Here is a 14,049-nt window from a genome sequence, read left to right as displayed (position 1 = left end):
AAAAATCAAAGGTTTAAAATAGGGGGCTACAAAAATATGATAATTGTCATGGTTTCACTACTTTTGTTACTAATTAAATATTTTAGATATGGGGGACTGCGAACAATGTATGGTGAGAAAGCTAAGTGCTTTAAATGTGTTGAAAGGCGAAGAGATTAAATCAATATCTGGTTGTAAAGTAACTAAACGCATTAAAAAAGGTGAAGTTGTTTTCAAAGAAGGAGATATGCTTAATGGTGTGTACTGCATTAGTTCGGGTGTTTGTAAATTAACTAAACTAACAGAAAAAGGAAAAGATCAAGTTGTAAAATTGGTTATTAAAGGCGAGCTTTTGGGGCAACGTTCTGTGATTATAAACCAAACGGCTAATTTAACAGCAACAGCTTTAAACGATATGGAAGTTTGTTTTATCCCTAAACAAGAAATTCTTCAAGATTTATTAAAAAATAACGAATTCTCTTTTAGTGTCTTAAAGCGTATGGCTACCGACTTAAAAGAAGCAGAAATTGCCATTGTAAATATGGCTCAGAAATCGGTTAGAAAACGTTTGGCCGACATCATTTTATACTTGCACAATAATTTTGGAGTCGATGAGAGTAATTATTTAAAAGTGCCTTTGTCTCGAGACGACTTTGCAAGTATAGTAGGTACAGCTACAGAATCTGTAATAAGAACATTGTCTCAGTTTAAAAAAGAGGGATTAATAAAAACCTCAGGAAAGAAAATACAAATTTTGAATTACGATGAATTGGAGTTAATGGAATAAAAGATTCCTCCTCATATAATCTATACTTAAAGTTGAATGGCTGTAATGTGCTATTCAGCTTTTTTTAGTTATAAAATTATGTGAAAGCGTATAGATTTCTTTCTTAAATTACTATTTTTATTACGCTATGAAAAAAACAATTCACAAAAAAGGCTTTGTATTTCAAGCGTTCGAAGCGAAAAATAAATCGCCATTCGATACGCTTTTTGAAATATTTAAAGAACTTATAACTCATACTTCCGGCGATTTTGATGAGGCTATAAGCTGGTTACGCGAGTTAGATAAAGAATATAAATTAACCACCGCAGAATATACTATAGACGATTTTATTGAAGACCTTAAAAAGAAAGGATACATTAAAGATGAAATTGACGAAAATGGTTCTGGAGGTACCAAAATTACAGCCAAAACAGAACGTGCCATTAGGCAGCAAGCTTTAAATAATATTTTTGGAAAGCTTAAACGCAGCGGTTCAGGTAGTCATAAAAGCAAATCTTTAGGCGTAGGAGACGAGCATACAGGCGAGTTTAGAGGGTATCAGTTTGGAGATGCTCTAGATAAAGTGTCTATTACGGAAAGCTTAAGAAATGCACAAATTAATCATGGGATTGGAAGTTTTAATCTCACGGAAGACGATTTAGTTGTAGAAGAAACACTTCATAAATCGCAAATGAGTACAGTACTTATGATTGATATTAGTCACAGTATGATACTCTACGGCGAAGATCGTATTACTCCAGCAAAGAAAGTTGCTATGGCTTTAGCCGAATTAATTACCACTCGCTACCCAAAAGATACCCTAGATATTTTGGTTTTTGGAAACGATGCTTGGCTTATAGAAATTAAAGATTTACCGTATTTAAAAGTCGGACCTTACCATACAAACACGGTCGCTGGACTGCAATTAGCTATGGATGTACTACGCAGAAAACGTCATACAAACAAGCAAATTTTTATGATTACTGATGGTAAACCCAGTTGTTTACGTTTGCCAGACGGACAGTATTATAAGAACAGTATGGGGTTAGACGATTTTATTGTAAACAAATGTTACGATTCTGCACAACAGGCCAGACGATTACATATTCCAATTACAACGTTCATGATTGCAAAAGATCCTTACCTAACACAATTTGTACGTGCTTTTACAGCGGCCAATCAAGGCAAAGCGTTTTACACAGGTTTAAAAGGCTTAGGTGAAATGATTTTTGAGGATTATGAAACCAACAGAAAAAAAAGAATTAAAGGATAAACTATTAAAGTTAATACAGATTAAAGCTGAAATTTTAATGGCTACAATCACTTTAAAACAAGATACGAATGACTATAGAAAATATAAATACATTAGGCGAATTAAAAGCTTCCGGTTATACTAGCAAATCTATTAAAGATGAATTAAGAGATAATTTAATTGAAAAGTTAAAAACCAAGTCCGTGACTTTTGAAGGTGTTCATGGGTATGAAAATACGGTAATACCAGAATTAGAACGCGCCATTTTATCGCGACACAACATTAATTTGTTGGGATTGCGAGGACAAGCAAAAACACGTTTAGCACGTTTAATGGTGAATTTATTAGACGACTATATTCCTGTAGTAACAGGATCTGAAATTAACGACGATCCCCTGCAACCCATTTCAAGATTTGCTATAGAGTTAATCAAAGAACAAGGCGATGATACGCCTATCTATTGGATGCCTAAAAGTGAGCGTTTTGCAGAAAAGTTAGCAACACCTGATGTGACGGTAGCTGATATTATTGGCGATGTAGATCCTATTAAAGCAGCGCATTTAAAACTAAGTTATGCAGACGATCGTGTGATTCATTATGGAATGATTCCAAGAGCGAATCGCTGTATTTTTGTAATAAATGAATTACCAGATTTACAAGCACGAATTCAGGTGGCTTTATTTAATATTTTACAAGAAGGTGACATACAAATACGTGGTTTTAAATTACGTATGCCTTTAGATATTCAGTTTGTCTTTACAGCAAATCCAGAAGATTATACTAACCGTGGTAGTATTGTAACACCTTTAAAAGATAGAATTGGTTCGCAAATTATTACACATTATCCAATGAATATTGAAACGGCTAAAAAAATCACCCAACAAGAAGCTAAATTGAATGCACAACAGACCAGTTTGGTAAGCATACCGGAATTGGTGAAAGATATTTTAGAGCAAATTGTTTTTGAAGCTAGAGATAACGAATATATAGATGCGAAGAGTGGGGTAAGTGCACGTTTAGGCATCACCGCTTTAGAGAATCTTGTAAGTACTGCAGAACGTAGAGCACTTATTTCTGGAGATGATCATACTACGATACGATTAAGCGATTTTGTGGGTATTATTCCTGCAATAACAGGGAAAGTTGAATTGGTTTATGAAGGTGAGCAAGAAGGCGCTTCTGTGGTTGCATTTAATTTAATAGGAGATGCAGTGCAAACCATATTCCCTAAGTTTTTTCCAAAAATTGAAAAATTAGAAAAGCAAGATGAAGAATCGCCTTACGATGCGATTGTGTCATGGTTTTTTAATAACTCTGAAGGATTCGAATTGTTAGACGATTTAGATGAAGCCACGTATAAATCTACTTTAGATGCCATTACACCTTTAGAGGATTTAATTAATACTTACCAACCCGATTTAAAAGCAAACGAAAGGTATTTAGTGAAAGAGTTTGTGCTTTGGGGATTAGTACAGTTTAATAAATTAAGTAAATATCGCTATACCGAAGGCATACAATTTAAAGATCCTTATGGCAGTTATATTAGCGGCTTATAGGACTAATAAAAAAACGCCATCTTAAATAAAGATGGCGTTTTTAGTGTTTAAATTTTTTTGTGATCGACATAAAAATCGGAATCAATTTTAAATGTTTTACTTGTAATAGGAATGGTTTTCCATTCTGCTGTTGGATAAATCCATTGTAATTTTCCATTTAAAGTGACCTGAATTGGCATATCAAAATCTGAAACAATATGTGTCCAATGGTATTTTAACGTATTATTTTCAAATGTGTATTCTAGAGTAGGAATACGCGTATCTCTTAAATACTGATCAAAAAAAGCAGTTAAATCTATTCCTGTTTCTTGACTTAAAAAATCCTCAATCTGTTGGGTATTCACTGTTTGGTGGTAGAAAGTTTTGTTCATGCCACGTAAAATTTGGCGCCATTTCTCATCATCTTCTACTAGTTGACGTAACGTATGCAACATATTGGCTCCTTTATAATACATATCGCCAGAGCCCTCGTTATTCACATCGTAAACACCAATAATTGGAGCAGTGTTTAAAATAGATTTCCGCGTCCCGATAACATATTCCGCAGAGGCTTTTTTTCCGTAATAATAATCTAAAAACAAATTTTCGGAATAGGCAGTAAAGCTCTCGTGTATCCACATGTCGGCAATATCAATATTGGTAATGTTATTCGCAAACCATTCATGACCCGCTTCATGTATAATAATAAAATCAAATTTTAAGCCCCATCCAGTACCCGATAAATCACGCCCGAGATAGCCATTTTCAAACTTGTTTCCGTAAGTAACAGAGCTTTGGTGCTCCATACCTAAATATGGGACTTCAACCAGTTTAAATCCATCTTCATAAAACGGATAAGGCCCAAACCAATGCTCGAATGCTTTCATCATTTTAGGCGCGTCTTTAAATTGTTTTTTAGCTTTTTCCAAATTGTCCTTTAACACATAATAATTCATGTCTAAGTCTCCATTTTCCCCAGGATACACTTCAGAAAAATGCACATAGTCTCCTATATTCACATTAATGCCATAATTATTAATAGGATTTTTAACCGACCACGTATAGGTTTTTCTACCATCGCTTAACGTTTTAGTATCTGTTAGTCTTCCGTTAGAAACATCCATTAAATTTTTTGGTGTCGTTACGCTAATATCCATACTGTCAACTTCATCATACATATGGTCTTTACAAGGCCACCACACACTAGCGCCTAAACCTTGACAAGATGTAGCAATAAAGTGTTTCCCATTATCGTCTTTTTTCCAAGAAAACCCGCCGTCCCAAGGTGCTTTAATGGCTTCTTTTGGATGCCCTTCATAATATACATCTATGGCATTACTAGCACCCTTGCGTTGAGGTTCGGTTAAGGTTATAAAATGTGCATTGCCATCATTAATTACTTGCAATGGTTTACCATCTTGTGTGGCCTTAGTAATTTTAAGTGGTTCTTGTAAGTCTATTTGCAACACGTTTGCTGGTTCTAACACCGTATATTGAATGGTGTTATGCCCAGATATAAATTTAGTATCTGGCAGCACTTCAATATTTAAATGGTAATAGGTTAAATCCCACCAAGCACGCTCTGGTGTGATACTACCACGAAGTGTGTCCTGATGTGTAAATACTGTTTTATCTGATAATAATTGACCATACATAGTTGTGCTTAAACCCAAACAAAAGAGGAGCAAAATAGACTGTGTTTTCAACGTTGAAATTTTTAAAATCATTTATTTTCTTATAATGCTATTTGGAAAAACTACAGGGCTTTCAAAACCATTTTTATTAATAGATGCTACACCAAAATAGTAATTGTCTATAACAACGCCATCTAATGTAAATGCTGTAATATTACCAACAGTTCTGCTGTAGTCCCAAGTTGGAGAAGTGGTGTCTCTCCAATAAATTTTATAGCCAACGGCTCCTTCAACAGCATTCCATTGTAATTTTGCAGCAGCTTCAACAATACCTCCAATAGCGACTGTTTTTGGAGCAGGCGCCGCAGATGCTAAGGCAGCTAAATTAATAGCATTTACAGCGGTTAATTTTTTAGTATAATCAAAATTTACATGTTCAAACGTATCTCCATATTCTATACCATTTTCGGTACGAATGTCTTGATGTTGTTGGGTGTAATTTTCATGAGCTTCCATTATACGAATTCCTGCAAAACCTAAATCGTTAAACGGTCTATGGTGTCCGCCTCTTCCAAAACGATCTAATCTGTAAATCATCATAGGGTTCATTTCAGGCATATAAGTTTTAGTCGTTTTGTAAATGTAACGTGCTAACTGGCGAGAAACACCATCGACTTCGCCTCCATAAAAACGACGTGATTTACGTTCGCGTTCCGTTTCTGTAGGTGGTACAGGCTCAGAAAATATACGGAATGAGCGGTTATCAATTACACCATCTACACCTTCAATATTTCCAATCATATCATTATTAAATACACCAATAATGTCCCAATCGTTGGCTTTAGCGTAAGCGGCAAAACCAGCGCCACCAAATAAGCCTTGCTCTTCACCAGATAATCCTAAATAGACAATACTATTTTCAAATTGATATTGTGATAATACACGAGCAGCTTCAATAGTTCCAGCCATTCCAGAAGCATTATCGTTTGCACCGGGAGCATCTGTTGTAAAATCCATGGTATTACTAGCTCGAGAATCTATATCTCCCGTCATAATAATATAACGATTTGGGTATTTTGTACCTTTCTGAACAGCAACGACATTTACTACCCAAGCATCATGTGGCACTCTAGCATTGCCTTTTTTAGTTACAAAATCTTTCTGATAAAACACTTTAAGACAGGAGTTACAAGTATTAGAAATGGTATTGAATTCGTTTTTTATCCAACGTCTTGCTGCTCCAATTCCGCGAGTATTAGACACGGTGTCGCTAAATGTATTTCGCGTTCCAAATTCTGTTAAGGTTTTTACATCTTGTTTAATGCGTGTAGCAGAAATAGAATCTATGATGTTATAAATTTGCTGATGATTTTGAGCAGATAGCATGAGGCTGCTTAGGCCAAAAATGGCACATAAGTATAGACGATACTTCATAAGTTTTGTAAAATAAGATTTAAGATTTAGTAAAAGTTTCTAATAATTCGCGTACTTCTGCAGTGTTTTTTACATGGTATTTCGCGTTTGTCTTTTTAAACCCAACCTTAACCGTATAAGCAGAATATGGTAATTCTTCAAACATATATTCATCTGTCCAATCGTCTCCAATTGCAAACATAAAGTCGTAATTGTCTTGTGTTAATAAGCGCGACGCTGCACGTCCTTTGTTTACATTACTACTTTTTATTTCGGTAACTTTATTTCCTTTTAAAACAGTAAGTCCGTGGTTTTCTATTAAACTATTTAAAACAGTATTTAATTCTATAGTTCTGGTTTGTGCCAATTCCGGATCGGTTTTTCTATAATGCCAAGCTAAAGAGTATTTTTTCTTTTCAACAAAAGTTCCAGGTGTTCTGTCTACAAAGGTTTCAAGAACAGGAAGTATGTTTTCCATCCAATCGTTTTTAAGATGTTCTAACATCATCCAATCGCTATCTTTTTCTTTTAGCCAAACACCATGATCTGTAACTAAGGTATAATCTTTACCTGCAAACCATTCTTCAAAAGTCTCACGGTCTCTACCACTAATAATAACCAATTTAACACCTTCAATAGCTTGAATTTTATCTAGTAAATCGAATAATTCTGCATCGGGTTTACAATCTTTCGGATTATCTTTAAAACCGACTAAAGTACCATCAAAATCTAATAAGACGAGTTTCTTTTTCGCAGCGCTAAAAGCTTTAGAAATGTCCTTTTTCAACGTTTTGTTTAAACGTTTAGAAATAAATACATCTTCTTTTTCTTTCGTAGTTTCAAGTGCTTTTAAGAATTCTTCAGCCCATTTTTCAACACTATAGCGCTGTAAACGTTCTTGAAGTATTTTAATTCTATTTTGCTGTTCTTCTATAGGCATTTCAATAGCTTGTTTAATAGTATCAGCTATTTGGTCAAAATTATTAGGATTAATTAACAAGGCTTCGTTCATTTCTTTAGAAGCACCTGTCATTTCACTTAAAATAAGCACACCGTCCTGATTGGTTCGTGTGGCTACATATTCTTTAGCGACTAAATTCATTCCGTCTCGAACGGGAGTAATTAAAGCAATATCTGATGTGGTATATAAATCGATTAAATTTTCGAAAGGCATAGAGCGGTAAAAATACCAAATTGGCGTCCAACTAACTGTGGCAAACTCTCCGTTTATACGTCCGACTAACTCGTCTGTTTCACGTTTTAATTTTTGATACTGTGGAACATTAGAACGCGAAGGCACCGCTAATAATATCAATCTTACTTTTTCTTTAAATTGAGGGTATTTATTTAAAAAATATTCAAAAGCTTTTAAACGATTAGGAATACCTTTTGTATAATCTAAACGGTCTATAGATAATATAATTTTAGCATCTGAATCTGATTTGATATGCTCATCTAAACGACGTTGTAATTCTGAACGTTCTTTTTTCTGTTGAGAATCGTTAACCATTGCCGCATTGTAAAATTTGTTATAATCGATTCCCATTGGAAATGAATCTACAGTAACCGTACGATCGTGATAATCTATAGTATTAAAATTAACTTCGAGTCTTAAAATACGTTTAATAGAGCTTAAAAAATGACGCTCGTAATCGTAAGTGTGAAACCCGATTAAATCGGCACCAAGCATACCTTCTAATAATTCTTCACGCCAAGGAAACGTTCTAAAAATTTCGAAAGAAGGGAATGGAATATGTAAAAAGAATCCTATAGAGATATTTGGTTTTTTATCTCGAATTAATTTAGGTAACAGTAATAATTGATAATCGTGTACCCAAACCGTGTCACCATCATTTACATTTTCTAGAATCACATCGGCGAATTTCTGATTCACTTCTTTATAAGATTCCCATTCAGAACGCTCAAAAGTGGTGTATTCCATAAAATAATGGAATAAAGGCCAAAGTGTTTTATTACTAAAACCTAAATAAAAATTATCCACATCTTCTGTGGTTAACGGCACAGTAACACATTTTTCTTTAGTAACTGCAGTTTTTACTTCTTCTTCTAATTCAGGAGTTAATTGGTCTTGAGTTAATCCAGACCAACCTACCCAAATGCCATTGCCTTCGGCATGTACAGATTTCATTCCTGTCGCTAAACCACCAATGCTGGGTTTAATGTCTAACTTAGAATCTTCTAATTTTACTTGTAAAGGGAGTCTGTTTGAGACTATTATAGTCTTATTCATGAGTTGAATTTTGATTAGCAATAAGTTTTTCGTTAATTTAAAGAAAAATTGGTTGTTAACCACAAAAAATAGAAGATTTAATGAATAATTTAGACTACGGAATAATAGGAAATTGCCGAAGTGCAGCACTAATATCAAAATCCGGATCGATAGATTGGTGTTGTTTACCAGAATTCGACTCAAGTTCGGTTTTTGCTAAGCTTTTAGATGAAAATATTGGAGGCCATTTTGGTATTACGGTAGACGATAATTATGTAGTATCACAAAAATATCTAAACAATACGGCTATTTTAGTCACCTCTTTTACTAATGGAGAAGATGCTTTTGATATTATGGACTTTATGCCAAGATATCATAAAACATCTGGTGCATATCAGTCTCCACCAGAAATTATTCGATATATAAAATACATCAAAGGAACTCCAAAATTTAAGGTTGATTATGTGCCAAAGTTAGAATACGCCTTGGGTGAAACCAACACCTACGTGAAATCTGATTTTATAGTGAGTTTAACAGATAAAGAAAAATTTGACACCTTATTTCTGTATACAGATTTAGATAAAGAGGCCGTTGTAAAGGGCACAGAAATAGAACTTGCAACAGATGCCTATTTTCTAATAGGATATAACGAGAAAATTTTTAAACCCGATGTACATAAAGCTTATGTAGAGTTTGAACGTACTAAAGTGTATTGGTTAAATTGGATGGATAAAACACCTTCTTACGAGCGTTATAATGACGAAATTTCTAGAAGTGCCATTACATTAAAACTGTTAACCTACGATAAAACTGGAGCTGTTTTGGCTGCTGCAACGACATCATTACCAGAAACTATTGGAGAAGTACGTAATTGGGATTACCGTTTTTGTTGGATTCGAGATGCGTCTATGGTAATTAAAGTAGTGTCTCATTTAGGACATAAAAATATAGCAAAACGTTATTTGAAGTTTATTGTTGATTTAATACCAGATAAAGATGAAAAGCTTCAGATTATGTACGGTATTAATAAAGAGAAAAAATTAACTGAAGAAACGTTAGACCATTTAAGTGGTTATAAAGATTCGAGTCCGGTTCGTGTAGGAAATGCAGCTTACGAGCAACGCCAAAACGATATTTACGGAATTTTAATGGATGTAATCCATCAGCAATTAGTGAGTTTTAGTACAGATATTGAAAATGGAGAAGAAATCTGGACTATTACTAAAGGTATTGTTTGGGTGGTGAATAAACACTGGAAAGAAGCCGATAAAGGAATTTGGGAGTTTAGAACAGAAGAACGCCATTTTACATTCTCTAAAGTGTTGTGTTGGGTCGCTATAGATAAGGCTATAAAAGTTGCCGAAATCTTAGGGAAAACAGCCAAATTGAAAAAATGGAAACCTTTAGAAGAAGAGATTAAAGCCGATATAATGACTAATGCTTGGAACGAAAAAGTTCAAGCCTTTACACAATCTTATGGTTCAGACGATTTAGATGCTTCTGTATTATTAATGGAACCTTATGGTTTTATTGATGCAAAAGACCCAAAATATGTAAATACAGTAAAAGGTATTGAACGCGACTTAAGTAACGATGGATTGTTGTATCGCTATAAAAATAAAGATGATTTTGGTTTACCTTCTTCATCATTTACCATTTGTACATTCTGGTTTATAAACAGTTTATACAAAATAGGAGAGGAGCAAAAAGCAAAAGCATTATTTGATCAATTATTATCGTATAGCAATCATTTAGGATTATTTAGTGAAGATATAGATTTTGAAACCAAAAGGTTACTAGGTAATTTCCCTCAAGCGTATTCTCATTTAGCATTAATTGAAACAGCCATTAATTTATCTACAGTTACAGACGAAGAAAAAGTGATGGAATGTATGAGAGATAATGTAGACGAAAGTGACAAGTTGTAATATTAAATTCACATAATATATTATTAAAGACTAAGGCCAATTCGATATTTCGAATTGGCCTTTTGTTTTAAAAATTAGAATTAGTCACACAATATGTTAGAAACAATATTTGTTTTCTGATTTTACTTTTTCTGCGATTTCATTTCTTAAATCTACAATATCTGGGTAGTTTACGTATTTTGTAAAACGTTTAAGTCCCATAAGCATCATGCGTTGTTCGTCGCCTTCAGCAAAAGAAATAATACTTTCTTTACCTTTCTTTTCAACAATATCTACAGCTTGATATAAATACAATTTAGACATAGAAATTTGAACTTTTTGAGCGTCTTCGCCAAATCGTTTAGCGTTCTTTTCGGTTCTTAAAATAGCCGATTCTGCCATATAAATTTCAATTAAAATATCTGAAGCTGCCATAAGTAACTGTTGGTGACTTTCTAATTCTGGGCCAAATTTTTGAACCGCAGCACCAGCCACCATTAGGAATACTTTTTTAAGTTTAGCTATCATCGATTTTTCTTCTGAAAATAATTCAGAGAAATCAGGCGTTTCAAAAGAAGGAATACCCATTAAATCTTCTTGAACCTTCATGGCAGGACCTAATAAATCAACATGACCTTTCATGGCTTTTTTAACTAGCATCCCAACACAAAGCATACGGTTAATTTCGTTTGTACCTTCGTATATTCTTGCAATACGCGCATCTCTCCAAGCAGCTTCCATAGGGGTGTCTTCAGAGAATCCCATACCTCCAAAAATCTGAATTCCTTCATCTGCACAATGTTGTACGTCTTCAGATACTGCAACTTTTAAAATAGAACATTCTATAGCATATTCTTCAACACCTTTTAACTCTGCTTCTTGGTGTGTGTTGCCAGCAGCTTGACGCATAGCAATTCGATCTTCAATATTTTTTGCTGCTCTATATGAAGCAGATTCACCAACGTATGAGTTAGTCGCCATTTCTGCCAACTTCACTTTTATTGCACCAAAATCTGCAATAGGCGTTTTAAATTGTTTACGTTCGTTAGCATATTGAACTGCGGTTGTAGTAATACGGCGTTGTGAATCCAGACAGGCCGCAGCAAGTTTAATACGACCAATATTTAAAGCATTCATGGCAATTTTAAACCCTTCACCACGACCTGCTAACATATTTTCTGCAGGAACTACAGTATCGTTAAAAAAGACTTGACGAGTAGAAGAGGCACGAATACCTAATTTGTGTTCTTCTTCTCCAAGTGTAATCCCATTTGGACTGTCTTTATCATATTCAACAATAAATCCCGTAATATTCTTATCATCTTCAATACGAGCAAAAACAATCATGACACTACAAAAACCAGCATTGGAAATCCACATTTTTTGTCCGTTGATTTTATAAGATGTTCCATCTTCTGAGAGTGTGGCTATCGTTTTACCAGAATTGGCATCGCTACCTGCTCCAGGCTCGGTTAATGCATAAGCACCAAACCATTCTCCTGTAGCTAATTTAGGGACATATTTTTGCTTTTGTTCTTCTGTACCATATAATGTAATAGGCATCGTTCCAATTCCTGTATGCGCACCAAAAGCAGTACTAAAAGAGCCGGTTCCGCTAGAAATATAATCACAAGTTAACATGGTTGAAACAAACCCCATTCCAAGTCCGCCATAAGCTTCAGGAACAGCTACACCTAAAAACCCAAGCTCAGCAGCTTTACGCATTACAGTTTCTGTAAGCGCATAATCTTTAGCTTCGAATTTAGCTTTATGAGGAATAATTTCTCGATCGTTAAATTCAATAACGGCCTCTTTCATCATAATCTGTTCTTCAGAAAAATCTTCTGGAGTAAATATGTCTTCGCAGGCCGTTTCTTTAATAAGAAATTGACCTCCTCTAATTATTTCTTTTTGTGTAGTTTCCATGTTTTAGTAGTTTGATTTTATAGATTCCAGATTCGGGAATCAAGACGTGTCATAATAATCTTGATTTTAAAACTTGAAATCGTTTTTAGTTTTTGTTTTATTTTTTTGATGTTGAGCTAATCTTGTTCTATAATCCCTAGTTAAGAAATTCGAAAATACCACAAGCACCTTGTCCTGTTCCCACACACATAGTTACGGCGCCATACTTACCTGTCATCTCACGTTTACGCATTTCATCAAACAGTTGTACAGACAGTTTCGCTCCTGTACAACCTAGTGGGTGTCCTAAGGCAATTGCTCCACCGTTAACGTTAATAATATCTGAGTTTAAATCTAACTCGCGTATTACGGCTAAAGATTGGGATGCAAAGGCTTCATTTAATTCAATAAGCTCTAAATCACTTTGTTTTAATCCGGCCTGTTTTAAGGCTTTTGGGATGGCTTTTACAGGACCGATTCCCATAATACGAGGTTCTACACCTGCAGCAGCATAATTAACAAGTCGAGCAATAGGTTTTAGTCCTAATTCTTTAACCATATCTTCACTCATAACCATTACAAATGCGGCACCATCACTAGTTTGAGATGAATTTCCTGCAGTTACACTTCCGCCAGCAGCAAATACAGCTCTTAATTTAGATAAAGCTTCTATACTTGTTCCTGCTCTAGGGCCTTCATCTTTAGTAACCGTATATGTTTTAGTCGCTTTTTTACCATTAGCATCAATATAAGTTTCATCGACATTTATGGGAACAATCTGATCTTGAAAGCGGTTTTCAGCTTGTGCTCTTAAGGCTTTCATATGCGAATTGAAGGCAAATTCATCTTGATCTTCACGAGAGACTTTAAATTGATTGGCAACAGCTTCAGCTGTATTTCCCATGCCCCAATAATAATCTTCATGACCTGCTTTTACGATGTCGTAATTCAATTCTGGTTTAAAGCCTGTCATGGGTACGGCACTCATACTTTCTGCACCACCTGCAATGATACAGTCGGCCATTCCTGATTGAATTTTAGCAGTTGCCATACCAATGGTTTCAATTCCAGAGGAACAAAAACGATTTACGGTAACCCCAGGAACGTCTACAATGTCTAATCCCATAAGAGAGATTAAACGCGCCATATTAAGGCCTTGCGAGCCTTCAGGCATTGCATTACCAACAATAACGTCGTCTATACGTTTTGGGTCTAATTCAGGCAATTCCTTCATCATATATTTGATGGTTTCGGCAGCCAGTTCATCTGTTCTTTTAAATCTGAACACGCCTTTAGGAGCTTTTCCTACTGCGGTTCTATATGCTTTTACGATATATGCTTGTTTCATTTTATTTCTTTAAGAATTATATAATCAAGAGGCTAGAATCAAGACACCTTATCTTGAATCTAATTATCCTGGTTCTTGGT

At 34.8% G+C, this 14,049-nt stretch carries 9 protein-coding genes; 4 read left to right on the top strand and 5 right to left on the bottom strand.

All coding sequences use genetic code 11. The annotated features are described in order from the left end of the window. Window positions 1-88 precede the first annotated feature (88 nt). The 3 genes from AST99_RS10365 to AST99_RS10355 all read left to right on the top strand — a co-directional run bounded on the left by AST99_RS10365 (window position 89) and on the right by AST99_RS10355 (window position 3,553). Window positions 89-766: a Crp/Fnr family transcriptional regulator gene (locus AST99_RS10365; RefSeq protein ID WP_057781768.1), complete on the top strand. Its 678-nt coding sequence runs from the start codon at window positions 89-91 to the stop codon at window positions 764-766. Between the two features lie 127 nt (window positions 767-893). Beyond that, complete coding sequence (locus tag AST99_RS10360) at window positions 894-2,018, top strand: vWA domain-containing protein (RefSeq protein ID WP_057781767.1); 1,125 nt, start codon at window positions 894-896, stop codon at window positions 2,016-2,018. A 68-nt stretch (window positions 2,019-2,086) separates the two neighbouring features. Next, complete coding sequence (locus tag AST99_RS10355; RefSeq protein ID WP_057781766.1) at window positions 2,087-3,553, top strand: sigma 54-interacting transcriptional regulator; 1,467 nt, start codon at window positions 2,087-2,089, stop codon at window positions 3,551-3,553. Window positions 3,554-3,600: 47 nt separating this feature from the next. Here AST99_RS10355 and AST99_RS10350 read toward each other — a convergent pair whose 3' ends face one another. From AST99_RS10350 to AST99_RS10340, 3 genes are all read right to left on the bottom strand, one after another. Beyond that, complete coding sequence (locus AST99_RS10350; RefSeq protein WP_157486356.1) at window positions 3,601-5,187, bottom strand: M1 family metallopeptidase; 1,587 nt, start codon at window positions 5,185-5,187, stop codon at window positions 3,601-3,603. A gap of 72 nt (window positions 5,188-5,259) precedes the next feature. Beyond that, window positions 5,260-6,600, bottom strand: coding sequence for a M28 family peptidase (locus AST99_RS10345; protein WP_057781764.1), 1,341 nt, complete (start codon window positions 6,598-6,600; stop codon window positions 5,260-5,262). Window positions 6,601-6,619: 19 nt separating this feature from the next. Further along, window positions 6,620-8,830: a bifunctional alpha,alpha-trehalose-phosphate synthase (UDP-forming)/trehalose-phosphatase gene (locus tag AST99_RS10340; RefSeq protein ID WP_057781763.1), complete on the bottom strand. Its 2,211-nt coding sequence runs from the start codon at window positions 8,828-8,830 to the stop codon at window positions 6,620-6,622. Between the two features lie 80 nt (window positions 8,831-8,910). Here AST99_RS10340 and AST99_RS10335 point away from each other — a divergent pair, with 80 nt between their 5' ends. Then, a complete protein-coding gene (locus AST99_RS10335) occupies window positions 8,911-10,737 on the top strand; it encodes a glycoside hydrolase family 15 protein (protein ID WP_057781762.1) in 1,827 nt (608 codons plus the stop codon). Between the two features lie 96 nt (window positions 10,738-10,833). On the opposite strand, the gene AST99_RS10330 is transcribed toward AST99_RS10335, so the two are convergent. Then, window positions 10,834-12,642 (bottom strand): acyl-CoA dehydrogenase family protein, encoded by a 1,809-nt coding sequence (locus tag AST99_RS10330; RefSeq protein WP_057781761.1) that lies wholly within the window; start codon window positions 12,640-12,642, stop codon window positions 10,834-10,836. 136 nt (window positions 12,643-12,778) lie between these two features. Continuing rightward, window positions 12,779-13,969: an acetyl-CoA C-acyltransferase gene (locus AST99_RS10325; protein WP_057781760.1), complete on the bottom strand. Its 1,191-nt coding sequence runs from the start codon at window positions 13,967-13,969 to the stop codon at window positions 12,779-12,781. Window positions 13,970-14,049: the final 80 nt, after the last annotated feature.

This window comes from Formosa algae (genome assembly GCF_001439665.1).
Taxonomy (GTDB): domain Bacteria; phylum Bacteroidota; class Bacteroidia; order Flavobacteriales; family Flavobacteriaceae; genus Formosa; species Formosa algae.
Note: the sequence above shows the minus strand (reverse complement) of the source record. Positions and strands in the feature narration are given on the sequence as shown.

Coding starts and splice junctions, on each gene's coding strand:
- AST99_RS10355 (WP_057781766.1), top strand. CDS start 2,087: ATGACTATAGAAAATATAAATACATTAGGCGAATTAAAAGCTTCCGGT.
- AST99_RS10335 (WP_057781762.1), top strand. CDS start 8,911: ATGAATAATTTAGACTACGGAATAATAGGAAATTGCCGAAGTGCAGCA.
- AST99_RS10325 (WP_057781760.1), bottom strand. CDS start 13,969: ATGAAACAAGCATATATCGTAAAAGCATATAGAACCGCAGTAGGAAAA.
- AST99_RS10330 (WP_057781761.1), bottom strand. CDS start 12,642: ATGGAAACTACACAAAAAGAAATAATTAGAGGAGGTCAATTTCTTATT.
- AST99_RS10350 (WP_157486356.1), bottom strand. CDS start 5,187: ATGTATGGTCAATTATTATCAGATAAAACAGTATTTACACATCAGGAC.
- AST99_RS10345 (WP_057781764.1), bottom strand. CDS start 6,600: ATGAAGTATCGTCTATACTTATGTGCCATTTTTGGCCTAAGCAGCCTC.
- AST99_RS10360 (WP_057781767.1), top strand. CDS start 894: ATGAAAAAAACAATTCACAAAAAAGGCTTTGTATTTCAAGCGTTCGAA.
- AST99_RS10340 (WP_057781763.1), bottom strand. CDS start 8,830: ATGAATAAGACTATAATAGTCTCAAACAGACTCCCTTTACAAGTAAAA.
- AST99_RS10365 (WP_057781768.1), top strand. CDS start 89: ATGGGGGACTGCGAACAATGTATGGTGAGAAAGCTAAGTGCTTTAAAT.